Here is a 24,028-nt window from a genome sequence, read left to right on the forward strand (position 1 = left end):
CGGCGCGCTATTGAATGCTTCTCAAAACGCTGATTGATCTGCTTGGAGCCTCGCCAAACTCTTGCCGATAATGTTTGGCAAAATTGCTGACGCTGGAAAAACCGGCAGCGTGGGCGACCTCTGCGACCGTATTGTATTGATCCAGCAGGATCAGATTGCGCGCAAAATTGAGACGCACAGACCGGATGAAAGACGCAGGCGATTGCCCATTTGCCGCCTTTAACCGGCGGCCAAGTGTCTTTTGACTGACGGCCAGTGCGGAGGCCAGCCTCTCGACGCCAAACTCCTGATCGGCGATGTGATCGAGAACGCTTTCCGTGGCCTGCTCCAGAAACTGCTGTCGGGCCGACAGATGCTCTTTGTTCTCCGGATCATCCGCCAGAGCGGTCTCCAGCGCCTCTAGGCGCGCCGTCGTTGTCTTTTCCGCTTCACGGTGCTGTTGCTTGATGTCTTTGACCTGCTGCCCAAGCGTGGCAAGCTCGACGACCGCCGAGCGCCGCTCTGTTTGCATGGTGCGCACCATGGTCGAGATCGCCATCATCATGAACAGCGTTTCGCCGACAATGGCGAGATAGTAGCCCCAGGACAGCGGGCGCAGCAGCACCAGATCATAGGCATAGGTCGCGCCGGTGATGTTCATCGGAAAGATGAAAAAATAGACCGCAATGAAGAGCCCCAAACTCAACGACAACAGCGCGCAGGCAATGGGTTTGGCCTGCGGCAGCCCGGCCATGATCTTGCGGATCGCGATGGTCAGCAGGATCAACGGGCTGATGAAGTAGATCAGATGCAGCGGTCCGGAGAGCTGCCAAGGGTCCACCACCGCCAGCCCGATCACGACGATCACCACAGCCGACAGCAACGTGAAGAGACGCCGCCAAACCCATGTATCTTCTTGGACATTTAGCAAGACACGGCAGTATTGCACAATCGCCAGGGTACCCAACCCGGCGAAGAATTCGGTGACCGGCGCAAGTTTGGTCACAGGAAGCGTCACGCCGAAGAATTTGCTCAGCCAGCCATCATAGATGAACGAATAGATAAACAGGCACAGGACGTAGAGCGTATAGTATTGATAGAAACGCACATCGATCTGCCGGAACACGATCAGGCTGAAAAGCGCGATTGTCGCGACATATCCCAGAAAAAGGGCGGTCATGATCAATTTCAACGTGCTCCAGCCGAAGAATAGATCTGCGGACATGATCACCGCGGTGATGGTGGGGGCGAAGGTGCCAGCAAGACGCAGATAAAACACCCGGTCATCCTCTGGCTGCATGGTAACGTCGAAACCCGTCCGGATGGCGGTGTTATTCCTGTCCGCAAGGTCAACGGTGCGACCGGTTCGCGCCACTTCGGACAGCGTGCCGCCCTCTTCTTCGAAGAGGATCACCTCGTCAAAGATCGTCTCCATCAGGCCGATCGCCCAGTGGCGTGTGCCGTCATGCGGGTTCGACAGCGCAAATCTCAGCCACAGGGCCTGGGAGGGCAATGGCGCGGCAAAGATACCGCTGCAGGTGCGGGGCTGGAAAGCTTGAGCGATGATGCTGTCCGGCCCGATGGCGGCCGTATGATCGAGAAAATATTCCGCCCGCAGCGGACGCAACCGATCGTCCGGTGCATCGGATAACGCATGCGCCACGGGAGGCACATCTCCCGCCTGCAGGCAAGCAGCGGCTGGCCCTGCAGTGCCTTCCGCCCCGGTGGACCCGGCGCTGAGCGACAGCAAAAGCAGAACGCAGGCAATCACATATGTCCTGATCATCGGCCCCCAATCGACAGTCTTCATTTCCAGTCTTGTATGCGAATTCGCCGCGCCCAACTGCCTTCATTTGGGACAAATTTGAGCGCGTTTGGGTCAAATGACCGCCACCCCGTTTTCTTCGCGCAACAAAACTGGCTTTGATGATGCCTGTAATTGACGCGCACTTCAACTCTGACGGGAACTTCCGTGAGGCACATACAGGCCATGCGCCGGTGGGCGACCCGCGTCTTGCACAGCGCGCAGTCGCACACGGCATTTTTCGTGCGCATGAAATTTTCCGGGCACCTGTCGAGCAGGACCATTTTAAAGGAGACATAGATGTGATCATTAAAACCCTCGCTCTCGCCGCGCTCACCGCCAGATCGGGCTTCGCGGCCAGAGTATCTGTGACCCTCTTTGGAAATCAGCCTGAATCAGGTCCTGCAGACAGTTTCAGTTTGACTACCGCCACTGCGCATTCCTCGGGCTTCCCTACGGTTCCCGCTACAACATTTGCGCGGTTCACTCTGGCTCAAATTCCTGCCGTACCGTTGCCCGCACGAGGCTTTCTTTTGTTCACAGCATCCGCCGTTTTGAGCGCGGTGCAGGTGCGGCGAGCGACATCCGCGACCGGCTGAGACCGAAATGAAATGCAAAGGACGGCGTCGTTGACGTCGTATCGCACGCTATGGATGACCATGCTCACGCGGAGGCTTTCGGACCGACGATCAGCAACAGCCGCGTCGCTGGTGACCGTCATGATGTGGAGGCGACGGCGGCAACTCTACCCTCCGGGGCCTGGCTGCGCGACCTGCCCGCGATCCTTTCCGCCGGGCTGATCTGCGGCCTGCTCACCGCGATGTTCGCCATCTCGGCTGCGGCCTTGCTGTTCTCCACCGTTCTCAGCACACATATCACGCTGGCCATCGGCATCTGCCTCTTTGGAACCATCGTTCTGAGCGCGGTCATCGCACTCTTCAGTTCCTGTCCCGGGATGGTGTCGGTGACGCAGGAGGTCACGGTTGTCACCCTAGCGGTGATCGCGGCCTCCATCCACACCCGTATGTTCGCGACACATGGTGAGGCGGAAACACTGGCCACCATCATCGTCATGATCGGGCTGGCGACGGCCATGACGGGTGTGGTGCTCTTTGCGATGGGCGCGTTTCGGTTGGGTCGGCTGATCCGGTTCATTCCCTACCCGGTGCTGGCCGGTTTTCTGGCAGGTATGGGCTGGTTGATCGTCTCGGGTGCGATGGCCGTGGTACTAGGCGCGCCCGTCACCGCGCAGAGCCTGCCCGCCCTGTTGGAAACCGCAAACCTGATCAAATGGCTCCCGGCGGTAGTCTTCGCGTTTGTCGTGGACCTCGCCGCCCGGCGCAGCGGCAGCCCGCTGGTCCTGCCCTTGGCCATCGCCACCTTCCTGCTTTTGTTCCACGCAGGTGCCTGGATGCTTGACCTGTCCACGGCGGAGCTTCAGCGACAGGGCTGGCTCTTTGAACCGGCGCAGGACGGCAGCATCACCCTGCCCTTTCAGGACAACCCGCTGGCGCAGGCCGATTGGGCCATCATATGGTCGGAAATTCCCAAGATGACGGCGCTTCTAGCGATCAGTGCCGCCGCCCTGCTGTTTGCGTCGAGCGGTATCGAGCTTTCTGTTCGCCGCGATATTGATCTGGACCGGGAACTGCGCGCTGCGGGCTTTGCCAACATGCTGGCCGGCGCGAGCGGCGGTGCGGCTGGGTTTCAGGGCCTGGGGCTGACCATATTGGCCCATCACATGGGCGCGCCCTATCGCATCACGGGCGTACTGGTGGCCGGGGTCTGCGCCGCAGTCCTGTTTTTCGGAGAAACCCTGCTCAGCTTCATCCCGATCCCGCTCTTTGGAGGGCTTTTGCTGTGGATCGGTGGCGGGCTGCTCGTCGATTGGCTGATCAGCGTGTCCGCCAGAGTGTCGCGCCGGGAGTATCTTGTTGTTTTACTGATTGTTTTGCTGATCGTGACGGTTGGATTGCTGGAGGGCGTTGTTGTTGGTGTCTTTGCCGCAGCCGCGCTCTTTACCCTGGAATATGCGCGCGTCGACGTCGTCAAATATGCCATCACAGGTGAAACCTATCACAGCCGCGTCGAGCATGATCCTGACGATCAGAGCTACCTTCGGACATCCGGGGCTCAAACGCTTGTCCTGCGCCTGCAGGGGTTCATTTTCTTCGGCAGTGTTCACAAGTTGCATCGGCGCGTCGGGGAGTGCTTTGCCAAACCCGAGGATTCCGCCATTCGGTTTCTGGTTTTAGACTGCCGGGATGTTACCGGGTTTGATTCATCCGCGGTGCAGAGCCTCACCAAAATCTGCGGCATCATACGTGCAAAGGAAGGGCGGTTGATCGTCTGTGGGTTGAAACCGCCCATCTCCGAACGGCTGAACAGGCTGCTCTTGGGGGGCGCAGATGCACCGCCCCTACTCTACTTTGAGGAAGTGGATCAGGCGCTTGCGTGGTGCGAAGACCGCCTGCTGCACGACTGGCAGGACCGCCCCAGCAAACACCAAACACACAGCATCGCGGACCAGATGGCGCGCGCGCTTGGCCACCGGGAGGCGTTTCAGACCCTGCAGCCCTATCTGGAGAAAATCGAGCTCGCCCCGCAGTCTGCGCTGATCCAGCAGGGAGAGGGCGGCGCGGACATCTATTTCATCGAGAGCGGCTCTATCAAGGTTCACCTTAACACTGCGGATGAACGGCCCGTTCACCTGCGAACCCTCGGTCCGGGTACGATTGTGGGGGAGATGTCCTTCTTTTTGCAACGCGCACGGACGGCATCGGCCACCGCTGAAACAGCTGCCACGGTCTGGCGGTTGCGTCAGCAGCATCTGTCGCGCATGGCGCAGGTAGAGCCGCAATTGGCCCATGCCCTCAACAGCTATTTTTTGCGCACAATCGCCGAACGCCTCGACCAATCAAACCGCGTCGTGAAATCATTGACCGATTAGTGCCGCGCGGGTTTGCAACAAGCACGGCTGCTCTTTGAAAGCCTCCTAGCCCCTCAAGAATGTGTCAGAACCGGTTTTGTTTTGCCGGTGGAATGGATGTTGCGGAGCCAATTTTGGAGGCAGATATGCTTCGGCTTTTATATGTGGTTGAACTGTGCCGGACGTCGGCCTGAGATGGGGTCTAGCGGGTCCAATGGCTTCGGAAGGTCAAGCCCGGTTCGAAGTGTTTCAATGAAAAATGGTTCAATTGGCACGGAAGCTGGTTTCGATGATGGATGCGAAGCCCAGTGCCTCACGGGACGGCCCAAATGCTGCCGCTGCATTGGTCGATCAGATAGTCGAGAAACACCCGGACCTTCGGTGACAGAACATTCGATTTTGGGTAGACCAACCAAAGTGCTGTATCCGCTTGAGCGGTCCAACCTGCTAAGACCTGTCGAAGCCGTCCATCACGCAACTCCTCATCAACGTTCCAAATTGAGTTTATTGAAATACCGGCCCCGTGCACTGTAGCCGCCTTAAGGTTCGTGCCGTTATCGATTATCAGTCTGCCGTTTGCCTTTCGTGGATCGAATAGACCTGTTTGCCCATCCGGCCCGTGCAGGGTGTGCGCCGTCAGATTTTTGAATGCGATAAGCTGGTGCTTTGCCAGATCATCCGGACCTTCAGGAAGTCCAAACGCCTCGATGTAAGCTGGTGCAGCGCATAGAACCCTTGTGTCATCTGCGATTTTGCGGCCCTTCATGCTCGAATCGTCGAGCACCATGTTTCGCAGTGCGAGATCAAAACTGCCGTCAATGAGATCAAATTCGGCGTCCGACAACCGCATGTCCAATGTGATTCCGGGATATCGTCTCAGAAACTCCGCGACAATTGGGGCAATGTAGAGTTGTGCAAAAGAGCTGGGAGCAGTGAACCTCAGCGTGCCGGAAATCTCTGTCTCTCCCTTGCCGAGGGCCGCCATAGCCGCCTCCTCTTGCGCAATGATTTCGCGCGCGAAAGGCAAGAACTCAGCACCTTCCAGTGACAACGCAACTTTTCGGGTGGACCGATGCAGCAAGTCCGCGCCGACGGTCTTTTCAAGCTTTGCCAGTCGAGCGCTTGAAACGGCTGGGGCCATGCCCAGGTCTCTGCCAGCAGCGCTGATGTTCAGCTTCTCGGCGGCCAGCACAAAAAGGCGGAGCGCTTCTGTATCCATGTGATTATATCCAAAATCCGAATTTAAAACTCACCTTTGGGCAATTTATTCGAATTCTTCAATGGTTATGTTCGGCTCAGGCGCGCAAATTTGAAATGGAGAACCACTATGCCACGCACTGGGGTCGTAAACTATCATGTGCACAAACCGGAACGTCAGGCGTTTAAGATAGACGCTGACGGCATCGTTGGGAACCTGGTCTCGCCGGAGCTAGTCTCTACGAGGGTCACAATCCAAGATGCCCGCGAGGACGGAAAGCCGATCTCCTTCGCACGGGATGGGATTGCTTTTGAGACCCGCCCCTCTGCTGTGCAGGACTTCGCCAGTGGGAACTGGCAGCTCACGTATGACGCAGAGCTCTCCGAATTGCTTCGCCAGAAGCTGGGTGTCAAGGAGGTCATTGTTTTCGACCATACCGTGCGGGAGGACGATCCAAACTCTGACCGCAAACCCGCCCGGAACGTTCATAGCGACTACAGCACGGAAGGCGCCGAAAAGCGGCTTGTGGACATCCTTGGCGCAGACCGTGCAGCCGAGTGGTCCCAGGGGCACTATGCGTTTATCAACATTTGGCGGCCCGTTGGGACGACGATCAATTCGGCCCCCTTGGGCTTTGTCCGGCCCATGTCCGTCAAGCCAGAAGACTGGATCCTCATCGACTTGATCTATCCTGACCGTCGCGGCCACATTATGGGTTTGGCCGCCAGCGGACAGCATGAGTGGGTCTATCAATCCAAAATGACCCCAGACGAGGTGGCCTTCTTTAACATTTACGACAACCGCGACCTGCCATCCGTGGCTCACAGTGCAATTGATATGGTCGAAGATCCCGCCGTCACGACCATCCGCAGGAGCATAGAAAGCCGTACTTTGGTGCGCTACTGAGGCCGCAACGACGGTCGAACCCCTCAAGCTCCATCGGGCAAAACACGCAGAGGACGAACACATGACCAAAACTATTCTCATAACCGGCTCCACCGATGGTATCGGTCTGCTGACCGCGCAGAAACTGGCGGCCGCAGGTCACACTGTTTTGTTGCATGGTCGGAGCGACGACAAAATTGAAAAGGCCGCCGCCGAGGTGGCAGGCACCCCCAAGGGCTATCGCGCGGATCTGAGTAAGATGGGCGAGGTTGAAGCCATGGCAGAAGCCATCCTCGCCGACCACACTAGGCTGGATGTGCTGATCAACAATGCCGGGGTTCTCAAGGCGCCAAAGGCCCGCACCGAAGCTGGTCGCGATATCCGTTTCGACGTCAATACCATTGCACCTTACATCCTGACCCGCCGCCTCTTGCCGATTATTCCAAAGGAGGGGCGTGTCGTGAACCTGTCTTCTGCAGCCCAAGCCCCTGTTGACGTCTCCGCCATGACCAGCTTCCGCCCGATGGGGGATATGGAGGCCTATGCTCAAAGCAAGCTGGGGATTACACTCTGGACTGCCGAGATGGCAAAGCAGATGCAACAAGGCCCCGTGTTCGTCGCCGTGAACCCCGGTTCGCTCTTGGCATCCAAAATGGTCAAGGAGGGCTTCGGCGTTGCGGGCAATGACCTGAGCATTGGAGCGGATGTCCTGGTCCGCGCTGCGACGGGCCCGGATTTCGCAGATGCCTCTGGCCGCTACTTCGACAATGATAGCGGACGGTTCGCGACGGTAGATGCAGCAGCAACCAACCCAAGACACGTCGGCGAATTCATGTCGGCGCTTGCGCAGATCGCTGAGCAGCGCTTGCTCCGTGGATGACGCGCCCCTCTAATTGCGTTAACCTGCAGTGGGAGGATGAAACCATGGGTGAGCCTGCACAAGGTGAGTGCTTTGAGGATATCATCAAAGCATCTTGGGAAAGATGCGAGCTCAAACACGGGTTGGTGAGAACAACGGCGAAACCAGTATTGCGGTTACAGGCGTCTGAAGTAACGCCGAGACTGGACGAACTGCTCGAGCGGAGCGGTGGAGAACTTGAGATCTTTGGTGAGTTGTCCAGGCTCGGCATGGATTCTGGTCATTGTCTCGTCATCACTGACGCCGATGGCATTGTCGTCCGGTTTGAAAGTCCCTCTTCAACCCGCGAGGCCTTTGAGACCAATGGCATCGGCCTGGGATCGTGTTGGGACGAGCGTGTCGCCGGCACCAACGGTGTATCTATTGCGATGGGTGCGGGTGATGCTGTGACCGTTCGCGGGTCTCAGCATTACCATAACAGCCTGACCCCTTTTGCCTGCACTGCCGTCCCAATGCTCAACGCCGACAACAAAACGATTGGGGCTGTCAGCCTGTCGGCTTTCGACAGGGGCAGTCCGACCGACTACTTGATTGCAAAGAAGCTGCTGCTGTCCGCCGTTGGAAAGATCCAGAGCAAATTATTTGAAGACAAATACGACCGGCATACAATTGTGACCGTTGCCGCGGCGGGCTCTGGCGATCTTCTGAGACAAAATGGTTTGGTAGCGATCGACGAGAAGGGTGTCATCCTCGGCTGTACGGCCCGCGCGCATGAACTGGCCGGGATACATATTGAGACGGATCTGCGTGGACGGCAGTTCGACGGCGTGTTTGGGGCCGTCTCCGAGGCAGCAATGTCTGTGCCGCGTCAGGTGCAGAGCGTCACCGCTGATCGACAACCAGGGCTGAGCTTTACCGTCCGCGGCCCGCATGAAGTTTCTGGGGCCATACCTGGCTGGCGCCCCGGGTTGGCGAAGCAACCTGTCAGCAATCTACGGGTCCAGATGGGTCCGACCCTGGATGACTTGTCCCGCGGCAGTCGTGCGATGGCGACCAACTGCGAAAGGATCCAATCTCAAATCTGGCGGGCAACACCCATTCTGATTGAAGGCGAGTCAGGGACTGGAAAGTCTGCATTGACGGCTGCGGTCGGTCGGTCGCTTGGGTTCGGGGAAGAGCAAATCGTCACGCTCGACTGCGCTTCGATGTGGGACGCGCAAGACAGTCGGGAGCTTGTGAAGAACTTCTTCGGCCAGGCGCGCGTGATCCAGGCCTTGGGGTGTGAAGAACAGGGAACCACCGTCTTGGTGCTCGACAACGTCAGCGAACTGCCGTCGTTTGCGCAAGCGGGGTTGCGTACACTTCTCGATGAACTCGAACGTGACATCGTGCTTTGGGACCGGCAGCAGGCGGAACCGGGGCTGCGTATCGTGGCGCTGAGCCGAAACAGCCTTTCGGATGTCGTTGAGCAAGGGCGGTTTCGCGAAGACCTCTACTATCTTCTGGCCGGAACGGTTATCGAACTTCCGCCGCTACGAGAACGTGAGGGTTTGCCCGAACTCGCGCTCCATGTAGGATCGCAGATCGCCGGGGCTGAAATCCAGATTACACAAGAAGCCCAAGAGATGCTCGCCACCTACGATTGGCCGGGCAATGTCCGCGAATTGCGTAACGTCTTACAGCAAGCCCTTCTCGAAGGCACCGGGACTCGTATTTCGCCGGTGGAACTCCAGCCATTCCAATCAAGGATTGCAAAGCGGTCACCAAGACAGCAATGCGCTAATGACGAATTTCGTCGACCTATCCGACCAGCATACGACGAAAGATCTATGCTCTTGGATGCGTTGAACAGCACCCATTGGAATGTGTCCAAGGCGGCCCGCGTTTTGGGCATTGGACGTGCAACACTCAATCGCAAAATCAAGCAGCACGGGATAGCGCGCCCGAACTAGTCTCAGCGCCAGCTGAAACACTGGCGTCAACCCTTTGGATCAAGCTCCATGTAAGCACCCCGAAGACTTGGTAACCGCCGTGGGCCCCTGCCAGGCTCGAGACGGTGACCCATTTGCCGAGTGCTGCTACCTAATCTTCGGACAGGTGTGAGGCAGTCCAGGCGTCCGTTCGTGCTGCCTCGCTCACAAGTCGATCTGCAGATCTCCAACGCGTCGATGAACGGCCTGAGGTAGGGCCTGATCTGACAGACAACATCGACTGATCGCCTTGATGTTAGCCTGACGGCTCAATGCGGGGCGAGATGGCACTGCGGTCTTGGGTAAGGACCGCAGCACCAGTAGCCCCTCAGGGCGCCTCGACCAGGATCTTGATCTGGGACTTTTCCGCGACAAGCGTCTCGAAACCCTCTGAGACGATGTCATCAAGACCGATGCGTTTCGTCACCAGCTTCTCTGCCGAGAAATGACCTTGCTCCATCAGAGACATTACCGCGGGATAGATGTTCCGATAGGCAAGAGTGCCTTTGATCTCTCGTTCTTGTATGACGACCGTATTGGGGTGGAAGCTGGCTTCGGTTTCCCAGATGGACACCACCAAGGTCTGGCCCGCCACTCTGGTGGAATTGATGGCTTGCGGCAGCACCGACGGAACCCCGGTCACCTCAAAGGCCACATGCACACCACCTTTCGTGTGCGCCTGAATGCGCTCGACCGGATCCACCGCCGTTGGATCGAAGGCTTCCTTCGCACCAAGTTCGAGGGCCTTCTGCCGCCGGGTCTCCGACGGCTCAACCACATAAATCTCAGACGCACCGGCGATGCGCAGTGCTTCGATCACCAAAAGCCCAATGGGCCCGGCGCCGAAGACAGCGGCCTTGTCACCCGCCTGAATACTGCTCTGCCGAATGGCGTGCAGCGCAACCGCTGCGGGCTCCACCAGCGCGCCTTGTTCGATGGAAAGGCTATCGGGCATCTTATGCGCCATGTTGGCAGGTACGACGGAATAGGAGGAGAAGCCCGCAACCCCGCCAGAGAGCCCCATGAACCCGAGCTTTTCACACAGATTATATTTCCCATCACAACTGCCCGGGCACTCCTCGCAGCGATAGATCGGCTCAATGGCGACCCTGTCGCCCACGGAGAAACCTTCGATGCCTTCACCAAGACTGACGACCTCGCCGCAGTATTCATGCCCCATGATGATTGGTGCCTTATCGTGGCTGAGCGGGTGCTCCGCCTCAATCGGAATAAAGATCGGACCGGCCAGGTATTCATGAAGATCGCTGCCGCAAATCCCGGCCCAGGCCACCTTGATCTTGACCTGGCCTTTTTGCGGTTCGGGTTCGGGGACCTCTTCGACGCGAATGTCCTTCGCACCATGCCAACGTGCTGCTTTCATCAGTCGCTCCTTTCGTTGCTGCTTAGATTTGCTTTGGAAAGTGGTCGTACTTGGTGTTTGGGAGCGTTTATGACAGGCCGCCCCGGTCCTGCATTGATCCCGATCAGTAGTGGATCACCCGGTCATAGGCATCGAGCACGCTTTCATGCATCATCTCGCTCAAGGTGGGATGGGGAAAGACGGTCTCCATCAGATCCTGGCCAGTCGTCTCAAGCTTTTGCCCGATGACATACCCTTGAATGAGTTCCGTAACCTCTGCGCCGACCATATGTGCGCCCAGAAGCGCGTCGGTTTGAGCATCGAACACGGTCTTGATCAGGCCTTGAGAGTCGCCGAGCGCGATGGCCTTGCCATTGGCCTGAAAAGGGAAGCGGCCCACACGGACCTCATATCCGGCTGCTTTTGCTTGCGCCTCCGTCAGGCCCACGCTGGCAATCTGAGGGTTGCAATAGGTGCAGCTGGCGATGGTCTCTGGTTTCACGGGATGACCTTCTCGACCGGCAATCATTTCGGCCACCATCACACCTTCATGGCTCGCCTTATGGGCCAGCCAGGGGCCGGCCACGACATCCCCGATGGCATAGAGACCCTCCACGCCGGTCCGGCAATAGGGATCGGTCATGATGTGGCTGCGGTCTACCTTCACACCCGCTCCGCTCAGACCCAGCCCCTCGACATTGCCGACGATCCCCACGGCAGAGATGACAGTATCGAATTCCTCTGCGGTGATACCGTCTGGTGTCTCGATGTGGACTACGACCTTATCGTCGTGGCGGTCTAGCCGGGCAACCTTGGCGCCTTCCAATATCGTCATCCCCCGCCTCTCAAACGCCTTCTTGGCAAACGCCGCGATCTCGGCGTCCTCAACCGGAAGGAGGCGCTCCATCACCTCAACCACCGTCACGTCGGCGCCGATGCCATTCTAGAAACTGGCGAACTCGATCCCGATGGCCCCTGATCCGATGACCAGAAGTTTTTTGGGTTCATGGGGCGGCTGCAGCGCGTGCTTGTAGGCCCAAACGCGTTTCCCGTCGCTCTCCAGACCGGGCAGTTGCCGGGCGCGCGCTCCGGTGGCCACAATGATGCTGGCTGAGTGCAGCACCTGCTCCCCATCGTCCGTAGTCACAACGACTTTGCCTTTCCCGGCCAGACGGGCCTGGCCCATAATACTGGTCACCTTGTTCTTGCGAAATAGATACCCCACGCCATTGGAGAGTTGTTTCGCCACAGCGCGGGAGCGTTTGACGATGGCCTCCAGATCAGGCGTCGGGGCGTCGATGTTCACCCCAAAGTCCTTGCCCCTCTGGGCAAGATGCAGCACCTCGGCAGAGCGCAGCATGGCTTTGGTCGGAATACAGCCCCAATTGAGGCAGATGCCGCCAAGGTGCTCCCGCTCGATACAGGCGACATTCAGGCCCAGTTGCGCGCCCCGTATGGCGGCAACATAGCCGCCGGGCCCGGCCCCGATGACGATCATATCGTAGTTCTGGTCGGACATGAGATGCTCCTTGTTACGTCAGGCGACCGAGAAGCCGGTAACCTGCATGAGTTGTTGAAGGACCGAAACGCTGGCGGCACCTGCGAGAACAAGGGCCACAGGCATGCGCCAGCGCAGCCCGTTTGATGTGACCATGCGGTCGAGCAGAATGATGATCGGCAGGATTGCGAGATAGACAGCAAGCTGGCAAAGTTCGAGCCCAAGGGCGAAAGCCACAAGGGCGGTGGCGTCTACCTCGCCTGCAAAGAGCGCCACCGAGGCCGCCGCCGCAAAGCCATACCCATGGATCAGGCCGACCACAAAAAGCGCTGGCCAGTTCATGACATGGGGCAGTTTCAGCACGATGGCCAAGCCGGCCGCGACAATCGACAAGACGATCAGCAATTCCACGGATGGGATGAACCACGATGCTTGCGGCGCGTAGCCATAGAGGCCCGCGGCGAGTGTCACCACATGGCCGATTGTGAAGGCGGAGGCCCAGAGCAGCGCTTGCCGCCAGCTGATCGCGGCAATGGCGATCAGAAGGATCATCGCAAAGTGATCAAAGCCCAGATAAATATGCTCTGCTCCGATCCAGGCGATCAAAACAAGACGTTGCAGGGGGGCCACCACGCCCTCGAATTCGGCATCCAAGACGCCGATCATGGCACGGGTTTCCGTTCCCCCGTCCCAGTGCAGCTTCACGATTGTGCCGAACTGCTCCATCGCCTGAAAGTTCTGCCCCAGATCGGAAGTGATGCGGAGCGGTGATGTCAGGCTGCCGTCGGCGATGAGGAACTCGACATCAAGGGTCGTATCGAAATAGGGCAGTGGTGTCTGCGGCGCCTCTCTGTCCAAGGTCTTCGACGCGGATTTTGCGGTGCCGAAGGTCGGACGGTCCGCATCATGCCAGAGTTTGGTCCGACCAATCGTGGTGTTTTGGGGGGATCCGTCACTCCAGACAGTCAGCCCCTCAGATAAAAGCTGATGAAAGGCTGCTTCCTCGTCGCGCAACGTCTGCGGGTCGAGCACAATCTCATCTCCGACGCGCGCGCCGAAGGGCGGCATCCGGGTATCCGCGGCGCCTTGCCAATCTCCGGGCAAGAGCGCGAGAGGCGCAGGCATCCGCACTAGGATCGCCACCTCGCCCGCCTCGGTCTCGATGATATGGACGACGCGGGGATCGGAGTAGCTGAAATGCGCCGCAGCACGGTCTGGAATTGCTTGAAGGCACGCGGCCAAAACAATGGCCAGCAGCGCGCAAGCAGATCTGTTTAGACTACTCATGGCTCGCCTCTCTGAGTGCTCCGCCCGGCCAGGGAGAGCCGGGCAGAAGCGCCGTTTCAGGAATCCGACTTCGGATCCCAGAAGCTGCGGTTGTTTTCCCTTTCGTCGATGATGCCGTCCGGCGCGCTGACGATTTCCATCTGCATGCCCCAGGGTGCGAGGAAATAGACCCACTCCATGCCTTCAAGGCCGGTGCCGGTCAGCGGGTGTGGTCGTTCCAGGACCTGCACACCATTTTCGATCAGGTAGTCTGTCGCGACGTTGATGTCGTCGACATAGAAGGCGATGTGATAGCCCCCGATATCGCTGTTCTTGGGCGGATTGGCGTCTTGGTCCGGCGAGGTATACTGGAACACTTCCAGCGCGGGGCCATTCCCACAGCGTACCATCGTGATGATTTCGATGACCGCACGCGGGTTCACATTGAGGTTCTTCGTCATCCAGTCATCGTCGAACGGACCAAAAGGTCCGAACGAGAAGAAGGACTCGCACCCCATGACGTCGACCAGGAATTCAACCGCCTCATCCACGTTCGGGACCGTGATGCCGATATGTTGGGTGCCGCGCATGCCTGGCAGTTCGGCCTGGGCGCCAAGCGGGATGCTCGCTGCCATCAGTGCGGCACAAGTCAGTGTCGAGAGTTCTTTGATCATGATGTCCTCCGTGTGTTGGTGAGTGTGTCTGGCCTCCAAGCGCGGCCCGACCCGAAGACCAAACCGCGCCCGGGGAGGCCCGGACCTCTATATGTTTTGCGCGTTCATCTCCTGCGCGATGTACTCCGCCTGACGGATCGCGAGCGCCACGATGGTCAGCGTCGGATTGCAGGCCCCCGATGACGTGAATTGGCTGCCGTCCGAGACAAAGAGGTTCGCAATGTCATGGGATTGGCCAAAGGCATTCACGACGCCCTTTGAAGCCTCCGCATGCATCCGGTTGGTCCCCATGTTGTGAGAGGCCGGATAGGCAGGCAGTTCATAGACATCGGTCGCGCCGACGGCCTCATAGATCTGGGCCGAGGTCTCGAACATGTAGTTCGTCATGTTGACGTCGTTGATGTGCGGCGTCTTGGCGACGACGGGCACCGGCAGGCCATACTGATCGACCTCGCTGTCGTGCAGCGTCACGCCGTTTTGCTCTTGCGCAAGGTCTTCACCCAGCACCCAAACGCCCGACATGTGGTCATACTTCTCCAAGCCTTGCGCCACACTCTTGCCCCAGCCCGTGTTGCCAGGCTCCATGAAAGCAGCCATGAAGGGCAAACCAAGCGAGAGAAACTCCAGATAGAACCCGCCGGAGAAGCCCCGGGCCGGGTCGTGATAGACATCGTCGCCGACGATCCCCGCCACCGACGTGCCCCGGAACATATGGACGGGCTCGGGCATCGCGGCATAGACCCCACTGGTGGTGTGCACCATGTAGTTCTTGCCGACCTGACCCGAGGAGTTCGCCAGACCATCCGGGAACATCGCGGATGCGGAGTTGAGCAAAAGCCGGGGGCTTTCAATCGAATTGCCCGCCACACAGACCACACGCGCCTTTTGCAGCTGCTGGTTGCCCTCCGCATCGGCGTAAAGCACGCCGGTGACCTTGCCGCTGTCATCGTGTTCGACCTTCAAGGCCATGGCACCCGTCCGGATCTCGCAATACTCCGTGTCTTCGGCTTGCGGCAGCTCGGTCACCATGGTGGACCACTTTGCACCGATGGCGCAGCCCTGCATGCAGAACCCAATCTGCTGACAGGCGGGCCGCCCGTCACGCTCAACTGAATTGATCGCCATCGGTCCGGAATCGTAGTCCGTGCGCCCGGTCCGGCGGCACCCTTCGGCCAGCACACGGAAGCCGTTGTTCCAGGGCAGATGCGGCATGCCGGTGGTCTTGCCGGTGACACCCATCTTGATCTCGGCCTTCTCGTAGTAAGGCGTCATCTCCTCCAGCGACACAGGCCAGTCTTCGACGTTGGCGTCAGCAATCTCGCCGTAGGTCGAGCGGGTCTTGAATTCGTAGTCCTTGAACCGCAGCGCGACACCGGCCCAGTGAACGGTCGAGCCCCCATAGCCCTTTACAATCCAGGCTGGCAGGTTCTGGTGGTTCACCGCACCATGCCACCCACCTGCAGAATACCGCTTGTCGAGCCAGGAGAGTTTCTGGAACGCCCCCCACTCGTCATTGACCATATCGCTGGAGTCAAAACGCGGACCAGCCTCGAGCACGACCGATTTGATCCCCTTCTGCGCCAGTTCATTTGCGACGGTGCCGCCGCCGGCGCCTGAGCCGACAATGACAACAATGCCTTCGTCATTCAGATCGAATGTAGCCATCTTTCCGTTCCCCCTACCCTTTGACCTGCGCTATGCGCTCCTCGAGGGTCGGCCCCTCGGGAACAAACGTGATGTCGGAGAACCCGCGATCGATGTAACCACCATGCTCGACGGACGAGCCCTGATAGCCAAACTTCGGCCAGACGTCGGGGTTGTTGTAGATGCCGAAATACGCGGCCCAGCGGATGCCCTGGAAAAAACCCTCGTTCTGGAATGTGCGCAGAATTCCTTCGCGCGCGTCGTCATCCTCGATGTCGACATAGCTGGCGCCGAAGAGCGCCTGTGCCTGCGTGTCGACTTCATCCAATCCGGCTTTCAATGCGGTTGCATTCGCTTCGTCAGCATCTGCGCCGGCGCTGACACCGTCGGCGATGGCCTGATACACGTCGATGCTCAAGAGGTCAGTGTGCGGGTAGATGTCCTGCACCATACGGAGCAGCATGGCGGACTGATCAGCGTCGAGAGCCGCTGCCAGCACAGGCCGGGCTCCTGCCAGCATTGCACTGGTCGTCACCCCCGCCATGGTCGACGTCATCAGAAACATGCGGCGGCTGAAGCCTGCATAGTCCTGCTTGGGCGACACATATCTGTGAAAGTTGATCTTCATCGTCTCCTCCGTGCTACGTCTTCTTTTTGCTTGGTTTTTCTGGGTCGCAGGCCCTCTTGAGGGCAAAAGAACTCCGGCTCCGCTGAAGAGATCAGCGAAGTGCCGGGCGGAACCGGCGTTAGGGCGTGGTTCAGTGCTGTTTGCCGGGGGGCGTTAAGGCCACACCACGCGCGGGGAACGTATATCTAGAACCGGTTGAACCCCCCTTTTTGCGACATGTAGGTCGGCGAAATGCCCTCCAGTACGCCCTTGATGTAAGGGGTCGCGTTGTCCGACACCGTACCGGCACACCTGTCGACCAGCTCAAAGAAGCGGCCCGCATAGTTCTCTGCAAAGCCTTTGACGTGCAGATCGCCAGTCTCGGCGTCGGCATAGACCTCGTGAATATGCCATTTGCCTGTGTCTCCGACCTCGGACCATTCATACATCAAGGTGCCGGGCTCCTTGTCGGTGCGTTCCACCAGCTCGTCCATCAACTCCTTGAACCCGCCTGCATTCGCGGCTGGAACATCTACCTCCAGATGGATGTGTATCGTTGTATCAGACATGTTTCTTCCTCCCTTACTTCTCTCGTTCCACTAGCTCATGCAGCGACCCGACTTTGGCCCACCTGTTGCAGCTGCGTCCAACTGGCGCGATACAGGCGGTCAGCGATGTCGCTCATGTCCGGCTCTTGCTGGTCGTTGAGGCCGCAGAGCGTCTCATGGGCATCAGGCTCGACCGGCGGCAGGTCGAGCGAACGGTGAAGCGCCGCAATCAGACGCGCATCCCCCCGGACATCGCCTGCAACCAGAACTAGAGCATGGGCAAGGACGCGAAACCCGCCATCCGGCAGCGGTCTCCAACGTTGCGCCGTGCCGACCACTTTTTTGCCCCCGGCACTGAGGTTCCAACCACCGTCGCAGAAGCTTGCTGCGGTGTGACCGGGTTTGAGGTCCCACTCAGTCAGCGCTTGGCGCAGACACTGCGTCAGAAGCACATAACCGTCTTCGATGGTCGTCCCGGCGGGAACACTGTAGCCTAGGGCGAGGTTCAGGATCCCGGGGCCCTGCGGCACCGCACCGCCCGCCGTCGGGCGCGCCACAATGGGCCATCCGGCAAAACGCCCTTGGTCTTGAAGCCCGTGTTTGCGGATCAGAGAGGCCGGACATACGATGCTGCGCCTCTGTGGGCTCCACAGCAGGACACCAAGATCGGGGGCGGCAAAGAGCGCGGCTTCGAGCGCCAGACCCTCCGCGGCATCCTGAACCAGACGCAGCCCCGTGGTCATCCGCCCATCCCTTCGATTTCCGTGCAGATCGATGTCAAAAGATCCCCGGCAGGTGCGCCGTCGATCGCTCGGTGATCAAAGGTCAGAGAGAGACCGACGTGGGGGCGAAGTTCGATGCCGCCATCCTCTGCCCGCACCGCGCGATCGGTCAGCTTGCCGATGCCCAAGATGCAAATCTGCGGCGCGTTGATGATCGGAGTGAAATGCTCCACCCGGGTGAGACCGAGATTGGACACCGTAAAGGTACCGCCAGTCATTTCCCTGACGGAGAGCTTGTTTGCCTTGGCCCGTGCCGCCAGGTCCTGACGCGCTGCACGCAGGTCCGAGACGTCCATGTCGCCGGCGCCAAAGATCGCCGGGGCCACCAGCAGGTTCCCCGGCAGCGCAATCGCGACCGACAGGTCAATGGAGTCCGAGAGGCGCACCTCCTTGCCTTCGACCCGTCCGTTGCCGTCCGGGTGCGTCTTCAGCGCCCGGATCACGGCGAGCATCAGAAGGTCTTCGACCGACGCCTTGGTGCCCGCCTCCTCAAGCCGGGCCTTCTCCGCCATCAGGGGCGAGGCATCCGCGCTGCCGTGATGGGTCAGTTGAGCGGCAGTCGCGAGACTTTTCACCATGGCGTCCGCGATCATGCCGCGCACGCCTTTCAAGGGAATGATGCGCACGCCCTCGCTCATGAGACGGTGCCGATGACACCGCCCTTTGGCACAACGGCTTCGGCCTCTTCCTTGATGCTGAGCGTGCCGGAAGCCGGTGCATGGATTTCATACTGGACCTTTGCGGTCATGATCTCGGCGATGAGGGCGCCCTCCTCCACGGTCGCGCCGTCATTGACGAGCCATGATGTGATCACGGCGTCTTCGTCCTCTTCCCACAAATCGGTCGGGATGATGATATCAGTCATTTAGTGTTCCTGTGTGTCGTGGGGCGCTACGACGTGGCCCCTGTCAAAGCAGCGCGTCAGGCGGCGTTCATGCCGTCAAACGCAGCAACGATCTTGTCGGGATTGGGCAGGCAGTACTGCTCCATGACCCGCGCAAACGGGATTGGCACATCCGGGTAAGCGACCCGCTTGGGCGCGGCTTTGAGAACCGAGATGTCGTGTTCTGTCACCGAGGCGATCACCTCACCCGAGACACCGTAGGACATGTAGTCCTCATCCACGACGATCAGCCGACCCGTCTTGGCGACAGAGGCTCGAATGGTATCACGGTCGAGCGGCACGAGGCTGACCAGGTCAATGACCTCCGCGCTGGTGCCTTTGACCTCCAGCTCTTCGGCGGCTTTCAACGCGTGATGCACTCCCATGCCGAGGCTGACGATGGTCACGTCACTGCCTTCACGCACGACCTTGGCCTTGCCGATCTCCAGGGTGTAGCTTTCAGCGGGTGTGTGGACGGTTGCGCCGGGTTCGATTGCCAACCAACCCATGCCCTGAAGGCTCTTGTGATACATGTAGACGACCGGGCTGTCGTCACGCATCGCAGCCGTCATCAGGCCCTTGGCATCATAGGCATTCGAGGGACAGACGACTTTCATACCGGGCAGATGCGCGAAGGTGCCATAGAGACACTGCGAGTGCTGACCCGCATCGGAATAGCCTCCACCGGTCGACGTCATCAGCACCATTGGCACTTTGAAGGCGCCGCCGGAAAAGTAGATGTTCTTGGCCATCAGATTATAGATCGCGTCGAAGCAGACGCCGAAGAAATCAACAAACATCAGTTCGACGACCGGGCGCATGCCGTCCTGAGCCGCACCGACTGCGGCTCCGATGAAGGCGGTTTCAGAGATCGGTGTGTCGCGGATCCGCTCCGGGCCGAACTCCTCCAGCAACCCCCGCGTGTTGCCGTAAACGCCGCCAAGCGCCCCGATATCCTCGCCCATCACAAAGACCGATGGGTCCACTTGCATCTCCTGTTGCACCGCTTCGGCCATGGCGCGGGCGATGGTCAGTTTTCTCTCGTTCGTTTTGGTCATGATGTCCTCCCTGGCTTCACGCAAAGACCGATGTCAGCGCGTCTTCGGGCGCCGGGTCCGCGCTTTCGCGGGCAAATTTGATTGCGGTGTCAACGCGTGCGGCGCTCTCAGCCTCAATGGCGTCAAGCTCGGCCTCGGTGGCAACGCCATCGGCCAGCATCTTTGCCCGCATCTTTGGGATTGGGTCCTTCTCAAACAGAGCGTCTTTTTCGCCCTTGGGGCGGTAGCCCTCAGCATCGCCCATGAAGTGGCCAGCAAGGCGGTAAGTCTCGACCTCGATCAGTGACGGGCCATTGCCTGCACGGGCCCGCGAGATGGCATCACCGGCGGCCTCATAGATGGTGTATGGGTCATTGTCTGCGACACGAACGCCGGGGACTCCATACGCTGCCGCACGGTCGGCATTGTTGGAGATCGCCGTCGAATCTTCCTTGGAGACCGAGATGCCCCAGGCGTTGTCTTCGATCACGCAGACGAACGGTAGCTTCCAGGTGGCCGCGAGGTTCATCGCCTCATGCCAGCCGCCCTGGTTCACCGCACCTTCGCCGACAAAGGCCACGGCGACCCCGGGTTTCTTCTGCATCTGGCGACTGAGCGCTGCCCCAACCGCTGGCCCCATGCCCTGTGCGATAATGCCCGAACAGGCGAAGTTCACATCCGCATCAAAGAGGTGCATATGCCCGCCGCGCCCACCGGACAGACCCGTTTTCTTGCCAAAGATCTCCGCCGCCATCTTGTCCAGATCGACCCCCTTGGCGATGGCCTGATGGTGGGGGCGGTGCGTGGCCGTCACCACATCATCGGCGTTCAGATGCGCACACACCCCCACCGCCACAGGTTCCTGCCCGTCACTCAGGTGCATCTCGCCCGGAATGGGGCCGTCGGCCATGCTGAAGACTGGTGTCTTACCTTCGAAATAGATCCCCGCAATGGCCTCTTCGAACTTCCGGCTCGTGACCATGTTGCGATACATCCAATGCTGCTCGTCGCGCGTTGGTGCCAAAGTCTCATCCTCCCCTGCTATCGGCATACTCCCATCCGATAAGCACAAAGTTGGTACGAGCCGGGCCTTTCGAACAAGGCGCAAAGTGATGCCGATTTGCGGGGTGTCTCAATGTGTCTCGCGATGAGACAGGGTGAGACAGATTGGCCGAAAATGAGACACCAGTATGCGGTGCGAGCCAACCACATGGTCTTTTTGTGGCGCACGAGGCGCTTGTTTTTCTAAAGACTGAATTCGAGAAAATCGCATTTTCTTTGAAAGCCCGATGATTAGCTTCCGCGTTGCTGGTTGCGGTTCCCCGAGCCCTTGGAAGCCAGCGTAATCGAAACTTCGAAGCGCCACTCTCGGCGGCAACTCATGATAAGGATTAAAATGAAGTACGAAAACTTTCAGACGTTCACTGTGGATGTAAAGGACGCTGTCGCCACCGTGACCTTCGACTTCGGTTCAGTGAATGTTCAAGGTCAGGAAATGCTGGCCGATCTCAACAGCCTGGCCATGCGGCTTGAGCGCGACCGTTCAGTCAAAGTCGTTGTTTTCGAGTCGGCAAATCCCGAGATCTGGGTGTGTCACTACGACACGGAATTGCTCAAAGACATGTCGACCGAGGCCGTCTCGCGCGAAGATGCACAGCTGCTGGATCTGCAAGCTGTCTGCGAGCGGATCAGTAAGGTCCCGCAGGCGACCATTGCTAAGCTCGAAGGGTTTGCCCGCGGTGGCGGGCACGAATTGGCGCTTGCGCTCGACATGCGTTTTGCGGCGCGCGGCAAGTACAAGTTCATGCAGATGGAGGTTGGCATGGGCATCCTGCCCTGCGGCGGCGGTGCGTCACGGATGGCGCGTCAAACCGGTTTGGGCAAAGCGCTGGAGATCATCCTGAGCGCGCAGGACTACGACGCCGATGATGCAGAACGTTTGGGCACGATTAACAAGGCGCTCGAACCTGACGCAATTGGCCCCTATGTCGACGCGCTCGCGCAACGCATCGCGCAGTTTCCGGCAGAATCGATCAATGCCTGCAAGCAGATGGTCTATGAATCCATCGACAAACCCATCAACGAGGCGCTGAAGGCAGAAGCCTACTGGCTCTATCAGGCGACGAGCAAAACGCCTGCGGTCAAGCGGTTCACCATCGCGGATGAACAGGGCCTGGAGCATGACATCGAGAACCAGCGCAACTGGGGCGAGCTTGTCATGAAGGTGCAAGAGATCAACTGATACATGCGCTTCGGGATGCCACGTCGGGGTGGGCGAGGCATCCCTCTATTATCTAGAAAATCGGAATTCTGATTTATCAGAATGGTTATTTATCTTCATTTCAGGCGTCTTTAGACCGTGCCTGAAGCAGAATTCAGGAGAAAGCCCATGAAAACGATGTCTCTCAACAGCTACGGCAGCGACTCGGTCTTCGAACTTGCGGAGATCGCCAAGCCTGAGATCATGCCCGGCCACGTGATCGTCAAGATCGCCGCCACGAGCGTGAATACGGTCGACACAATGATCCGCAACATGGGCGCGGATCTGCCGTTGTCACCAGAACTGCCCGCCGTGCTGGGCATGGATTTCGCCGGGACTGTCGAGGCTGTGGGCGAGGACGTCGCAGGCTTTGCGGTTGGTGACGAAGTCTATGGCTGTGCAGGTGGCCTGATGGACCTCCAAGGCGCCCTGGCCGAGTTCATCTGCGCCGATGCACGTCTCATTGCGCACAAACCCAAGTCCCTCACCATGCGCGAGGCGGCGGCCCTGCCACTGGTCGGGATCACTGCCTATGAAGGTCTGACCCGCGCAGAAGTATCGCAGGGACAGAAAGTGCTGATCCAAGGCGGCGCAGGGGGTGTTGGTCACGTCGCCGTCCAACTGGCCAAACACATGGGCGCGGATGTGACCGCCACTGGCACGGGTGCAGCGCAAATGACCTTGATGGCAGATCTGGGCGCGCAGCCGGTCGACTTCATGTCGACAAAGACGACCGACATTGTCGCCGCGCAGACAGAAGGCGCGGGTTTCGATGTGGTGTTTGACACGGTCGGAGGCGCCAACATGACCAACTCCTTTGAAGCGGCCAAGCTCAACGGCCATGTGGCGAGCACTGTCGCGCTGGTGGAGATCGACCTAACGCCAGCACATTTCAAGGGCTTGTCGCTGCATGTCGTCTTCATGCTGCTGCCCATGATGCATAACGTGGGGCGCGAGGTGCATGGTGCCATCCTCAAGGCCCTTGCCGAGATTGTAGATGCCGGTGCGCTCAAACCGGTTCTGGATGACCAGAATTTTGGCTTTGCCGATGTCACCGAGGCCCACGCGAGACTTGAGAGCGGTCAAGCCGTCGGCAAGGTTGTCATTGATATTTGACCCATGGGCGGCGCGCGCATCTCTCGTGCTGTCGGCCAAAACTCTCCTGCTGGAACCAGACCATACGAGCGTTTCAGGACCTATGTCCGCTAAACTCACGACAGGAAGGCGCCGCTGATGGCAAAGATCGTCGTATACTACGCGCATCCCGGCCAAACCTTCAGCCGGGCCAACAGCGCGATGGCGAAGAAAGCCCGTCAGATCGAAGGGGTCACCTTCGTCGATCTCTATGCCGAGTATCCGCGTCACGACATTGATGTCGACAAAGAGCAGGCGCGGCTTTTGGCGCATGATGTCATCGTCTTCCAATTCCCGCTCTATTGGTACTCAACCCCGAGCTTGCTGAAGGAGTGGCAGGACCTCGTGTTGCAACATGGCTTTGCCTACGGGCATGGCGGCGACAAGCTGGCAGGCAAGACGCTGCTGTTGGCGATCACGGCGGGCGGATCCGATGAGGCGTACTCGAAAGATGGCTACCAGCAACACCCGATGCGCGCCTTCCTGACGCCGCTAGAGCAGACTGCGGGCCTCTGTCAGATGCGTTTTGCGGTGCCATACGTGCTGTTCAGCGCGCTGAAGGCCAAGGAGTCGGCCGAGCTTGCGCACCACGTCGACGGTTACGCGGAGCTGCTGACCCGCCTCCGTGATGACCAGTTCGACCTGCGCGACGCAGGTGCGGAAATGGTCCTGACGGCGAGTGATATTCTGATGAAGAGCGAGGCGTGATCC

General features: G+C 59.1%; 21 protein-coding genes and 1 pseudogene. 8 read left to right on the plus strand and 14 right to left on the minus strand.

The genetic code is table 11. The annotated features are described in order from the left end of the window. Positions 1-7: 7 nt before the first annotated feature. The gene (locus tag Q1A20_RS18200; RefSeq protein WP_299917993.1) at positions 8-1,789 is read right to left on the minus strand and encodes a helix-turn-helix domain-containing protein; all 1,782 of its coding nucleotides are present in this window, start codon (positions 1,787-1,789) and stop codon (positions 8-10) included. Positions 1,790-1,905: 116 nt separating this feature from the next. On the opposite strand from Q1A20_RS18200, the gene Q1A20_RS18205 reads away from it, so the two are divergent. Both Q1A20_RS18205 and Q1A20_RS18210 read left to right on the plus strand, forming a co-directional pair. Continuing rightward, complete coding sequence (locus Q1A20_RS18205) at positions 1,906-2,382, plus strand: hypothetical protein (RefSeq protein WP_299917995.1); 477 nt, start codon at positions 1,906-1,908, stop codon at positions 2,380-2,382. 50 nt (positions 2,383-2,432) lie between these two features. Beyond that, complete coding sequence (locus tag Q1A20_RS18210; RefSeq protein ID WP_299917997.1) at positions 2,433-4,733, plus strand: SulP family inorganic anion transporter; 2,301 nt, start codon at positions 2,433-2,435, stop codon at positions 4,731-4,733. Between the two features lie 292 nt (positions 4,734-5,025). Here the strand turns inward: Q1A20_RS18210 and Q1A20_RS18215 are convergent, their stop codons facing one another. Continuing rightward, positions 5,026-5,931 carry a LysR family transcriptional regulator gene (locus Q1A20_RS18215; protein WP_299409212.1) on the minus strand — a complete coding sequence of 302 codons (906 nt, stop codon included), beginning with the start codon at positions 5,929-5,931 and terminating at the stop codon, positions 5,026-5,028. A 108-nt stretch (positions 5,932-6,039) separates the two neighbouring features. Here Q1A20_RS18215 and Q1A20_RS18220 point away from each other — a divergent pair, with 108 nt between their 5' ends. The 3 genes from Q1A20_RS18220 (at position 6,040) to Q1A20_RS18230 (ending at position 9,606) form a co-directional block, all read left to right on the plus strand. Continuing rightward, a complete protein-coding gene (locus tag Q1A20_RS18220) occupies positions 6,040-6,816 on the plus strand; it encodes a CmcJ/NvfI family oxidoreductase (RefSeq protein ID WP_299409215.1) in 777 nt (258 codons plus the stop codon). 61 nt (positions 6,817-6,877) lie between these two features. Continuing rightward, positions 6,878-7,675, plus strand: coding sequence for an SDR family NAD(P)-dependent oxidoreductase (locus Q1A20_RS18225; RefSeq protein WP_299409218.1), 798 nt, complete (start codon positions 6,878-6,880; stop codon positions 7,673-7,675). Positions 7,676-7,719: 44 nt separating this feature from the next. Next, positions 7,720-9,606, plus strand: a complete 1,887-nt coding sequence (locus Q1A20_RS18230) for a sigma 54-interacting transcriptional regulator (RefSeq protein ID WP_299918001.1) — start codon at positions 7,720-7,722, stop codon at positions 9,604-9,606. A gap of 346 nt (positions 9,607-9,952) precedes the next feature. On the opposite strand, the gene Q1A20_RS18235 is transcribed toward Q1A20_RS18230, so the two are convergent. From Q1A20_RS18235 to Q1A20_RS18290, 12 genes and pseudogenes are all read right to left on the minus strand, one after another. Beyond that, the gene (locus Q1A20_RS18235) at positions 9,953-11,005 is read right to left on the minus strand and encodes a 2,3-butanediol dehydrogenase (protein WP_299918003.1); all 1,053 of its coding nucleotides are present in this window, start codon (positions 11,003-11,005) and stop codon (positions 9,953-9,955) included. A gap of 103 nt (positions 11,006-11,108) precedes the next feature. Next, a pseudogene (gene lpdA / locus Q1A20_RS18240) lies at positions 11,109-12,503 on the minus strand (dihydrolipoyl dehydrogenase). Positions 12,504-12,521: 18 nt separating this feature from the next. Further along, positions 12,522-13,769 carry a HupE/UreJ family protein gene (locus tag Q1A20_RS18245; RefSeq protein ID WP_299918004.1) on the minus strand — a complete coding sequence of 416 codons (1,248 nt, stop codon included), beginning with the start codon at positions 13,767-13,769 and terminating at the stop codon, positions 12,522-12,524. Between the two features lie 56 nt (positions 13,770-13,825). After that, on the minus strand, positions 13,826-14,422 hold the full coding sequence (locus Q1A20_RS18250; RefSeq protein ID WP_299918006.1) for a VOC family protein: 597 nt from the start codon (positions 14,420-14,422) through the stop codon (positions 13,826-13,828). Between the two features lie 87 nt (positions 14,423-14,509). Beyond that, entirely contained in the window at positions 14,510-16,087 is a 1,578-nt protein-coding gene (locus tag Q1A20_RS18255) for a GMC family oxidoreductase (protein WP_299918009.1), read from the minus strand. Positions 16,088-16,100: 13 nt separating this feature from the next. Then, positions 16,101-16,694 (minus strand): gluconate 2-dehydrogenase subunit 3 family protein, encoded by a 594-nt coding sequence (locus tag Q1A20_RS18260; RefSeq protein ID WP_299918012.1) that lies wholly within the window; start codon positions 16,692-16,694, stop codon positions 16,101-16,103. Between the two features lie 185 nt (positions 16,695-16,879). Continuing rightward, positions 16,880-17,242: an antibiotic biosynthesis monooxygenase gene (locus tag Q1A20_RS18265; RefSeq protein WP_299918014.1), complete on the minus strand. Its 363-nt coding sequence runs from the start codon at positions 17,240-17,242 to the stop codon at positions 16,880-16,882. Positions 17,243-17,277: 35 nt separating this feature from the next. Further along, on the minus strand, positions 17,278-17,964 hold the full coding sequence (locus tag Q1A20_RS18270; RefSeq protein ID WP_299918016.1) for a hypothetical protein: 687 nt from the start codon (positions 17,962-17,964) through the stop codon (positions 17,278-17,280). Then, positions 17,961-18,641 carry a 2-oxo acid dehydrogenase subunit E2 gene (locus Q1A20_RS18275; RefSeq protein WP_299918017.1) on the minus strand — a complete coding sequence of 227 codons (681 nt, stop codon included), beginning with the start codon at positions 18,639-18,641 and terminating at the stop codon, positions 17,961-17,963. The genes Q1A20_RS18270 and Q1A20_RS18275 overlap by 4 nt, the downstream gene beginning before the upstream one ends. Further along, positions 18,638-18,868: a lipoyl domain-containing protein gene (locus Q1A20_RS18280; RefSeq protein ID WP_299918019.1), complete on the minus strand. Its 231-nt coding sequence runs from the start codon at positions 18,866-18,868 to the stop codon at positions 18,638-18,640. The genes Q1A20_RS18275 and Q1A20_RS18280 overlap by 4 nt, the downstream gene beginning before the upstream one ends. 56 nt (positions 18,869-18,924) lie before the next feature. Further along, the gene (locus tag Q1A20_RS18285; protein WP_299918021.1) at positions 18,925-19,944 is read right to left on the minus strand and encodes an alpha-ketoacid dehydrogenase subunit beta; all 1,020 of its coding nucleotides are present in this window, start codon (positions 19,942-19,944) and stop codon (positions 18,925-18,927) included. A 16-nt stretch (positions 19,945-19,960) separates the two neighbouring features. Further along, complete coding sequence (locus tag Q1A20_RS18290; protein WP_299918024.1) at positions 19,961-20,974, minus strand: thiamine pyrophosphate-dependent dehydrogenase E1 component subunit alpha; 1,014 nt, start codon at positions 20,972-20,974, stop codon at positions 19,961-19,963. Positions 20,975-21,319: 345 nt separating this feature from the next. On the opposite strand from Q1A20_RS18290, the gene Q1A20_RS18295 reads away from it, so the two are divergent. The 3 genes from Q1A20_RS18295 to Q1A20_RS18305 all read left to right on the plus strand — a co-directional run bounded on the left by Q1A20_RS18295 (position 21,320) and on the right by Q1A20_RS18305 (position 24,025). Continuing rightward, positions 21,320-22,165 carry an enoyl-CoA hydratase/isomerase family protein gene (locus tag Q1A20_RS18295; protein ID WP_299409252.1) on the plus strand — a complete coding sequence of 282 codons (846 nt, stop codon included), beginning with the start codon at positions 21,320-21,322 and terminating at the stop codon, positions 22,163-22,165. 147 nt (positions 22,166-22,312) lie between these two features. Then, complete coding sequence (locus tag Q1A20_RS18300; RefSeq protein ID WP_299409256.1) at positions 22,313-23,299, plus strand: zinc-dependent alcohol dehydrogenase family protein; 987 nt, start codon at positions 22,313-22,315, stop codon at positions 23,297-23,299. A 117-nt stretch (positions 23,300-23,416) separates the two neighbouring features. After that, complete coding sequence (locus Q1A20_RS18305; protein ID WP_299918027.1) at positions 23,417-24,025, plus strand: NAD(P)H-dependent oxidoreductase; 609 nt, start codon at positions 23,417-23,419, stop codon at positions 24,023-24,025. The last annotated feature ends 3 nt before the right edge of the window (positions 24,026-24,028 follow it).

The sequence above is a fragment of the uncultured Roseobacter sp. genome, assembly GCF_947501835.1.
Classification (GTDB): Bacteria; Pseudomonadota; Alphaproteobacteria; order Rhodobacterales; family Rhodobacteraceae; genus Roseobacter.

Excerpts from the sequence above, each read along its gene's own strand:
- Q1A20_RS18260 (WP_299918012.1), bottom strand. The coding sequence starts at position 16,694 with ATGAAGATCAACTTTCACAGATATGTGTCGCCCAAGCAGGACTATGCA.
- Q1A20_RS18225 (WP_299409218.1), top strand. The coding sequence starts at position 6,878 with ATGACCAAAACTATTCTCATAACCGGCTCCACCGATGGTATCGGTCTG.
- Q1A20_RS18300 (WP_299409256.1), top strand. The coding sequence starts at position 22,313 with ATGAAAACGATGTCTCTCAACAGCTACGGCAGCGACTCGGTCTTCGAA.
- Q1A20_RS18280 (WP_299918019.1), bottom strand. The coding sequence starts at position 18,868 with ATGACTGATATCATCATCCCGACCGATTTGTGGGAAGAGGACGAAGAC.
- Q1A20_RS18270 (WP_299918016.1), bottom strand. The coding sequence starts at position 17,964 with ATGACCACGGGGCTGCGTCTGGTTCAGGATGCCGCGGAGGGTCTGGCG.
- Q1A20_RS18215 (WP_299409212.1), bottom strand. The coding sequence starts at position 5,931 with ATGGATACAGAAGCGCTCCGCCTTTTTGTGCTGGCCGCCGAGAAGCTG.
- Q1A20_RS18205 (WP_299917995.1), top strand. The coding sequence starts at position 1,906 with ATGATGCCTGTAATTGACGCGCACTTCAACTCTGACGGGAACTTCCGT.
- Q1A20_RS18230 (WP_299918001.1), top strand. The coding sequence starts at position 7,720 with ATGGGTGAGCCTGCACAAGGTGAGTGCTTTGAGGATATCATCAAAGCA.
- Q1A20_RS18210 (WP_299917997.1), top strand. The coding sequence starts at position 2,433 with ATGGATGACCATGCTCACGCGGAGGCTTTCGGACCGACGATCAGCAAC.
- Q1A20_RS18275 (WP_299918017.1), bottom strand. The coding sequence starts at position 18,641 with ATGAGCGAGGGCGTGCGCATCATTCCCTTGAAAGGCGTGCGCGGCATG.
- Q1A20_RS18245 (WP_299918004.1), bottom strand. The coding sequence starts at position 13,769 with ATGAGTAGTCTAAACAGATCTGCTTGCGCGCTGCTGGCCATTGTTTTG.
- Q1A20_RS18235 (WP_299918003.1), bottom strand. The coding sequence starts at position 11,005 with ATGAAAGCAGCACGTTGGCATGGTGCGAAGGACATTCGCGTCGAAGAG.
- Q1A20_RS18290 (WP_299918024.1), bottom strand. The coding sequence starts at position 20,974 with ATGCCGATAGCAGGGGAGGATGAGACTTTGGCACCAACGCGCGACGAG.
- Q1A20_RS18265 (WP_299918014.1), bottom strand. The coding sequence starts at position 17,242 with ATGTCTGATACAACGATACACATCCATCTGGAGGTAGATGTTCCAGCC.
- Q1A20_RS18200 (WP_299917993.1), bottom strand. The coding sequence starts at position 1,789 with ATGAAGACTGTCGATTGGGGGCCGATGATCAGGACATATGTGATTGCC.
- Q1A20_RS18255 (WP_299918009.1), bottom strand. The coding sequence starts at position 16,087 with ATGGCTACATTCGATCTGAATGACGAAGGCATTGTTGTCATTGTCGGC.
- Q1A20_RS18220 (WP_299409215.1), top strand. The coding sequence starts at position 6,040 with ATGCCACGCACTGGGGTCGTAAACTATCATGTGCACAAACCGGAACGT.
- Q1A20_RS18305 (WP_299918027.1), top strand. The coding sequence starts at position 23,417 with ATGGCAAAGATCGTCGTATACTACGCGCATCCCGGCCAAACCTTCAGC.
- Q1A20_RS18295 (WP_299409252.1), top strand. The coding sequence starts at position 21,320 with ATGAAGTACGAAAACTTTCAGACGTTCACTGTGGATGTAAAGGACGCT.
- Q1A20_RS18285 (WP_299918021.1), bottom strand. The coding sequence starts at position 19,944 with ATGACCAAAACGAACGAGAGAAAACTGACCATCGCCCGCGCCATGGCC.
- Q1A20_RS18250 (WP_299918006.1), bottom strand. The coding sequence starts at position 14,422 with ATGATCAAAGAACTCTCGACACTGACTTGTGCCGCACTGATGGCAGCG.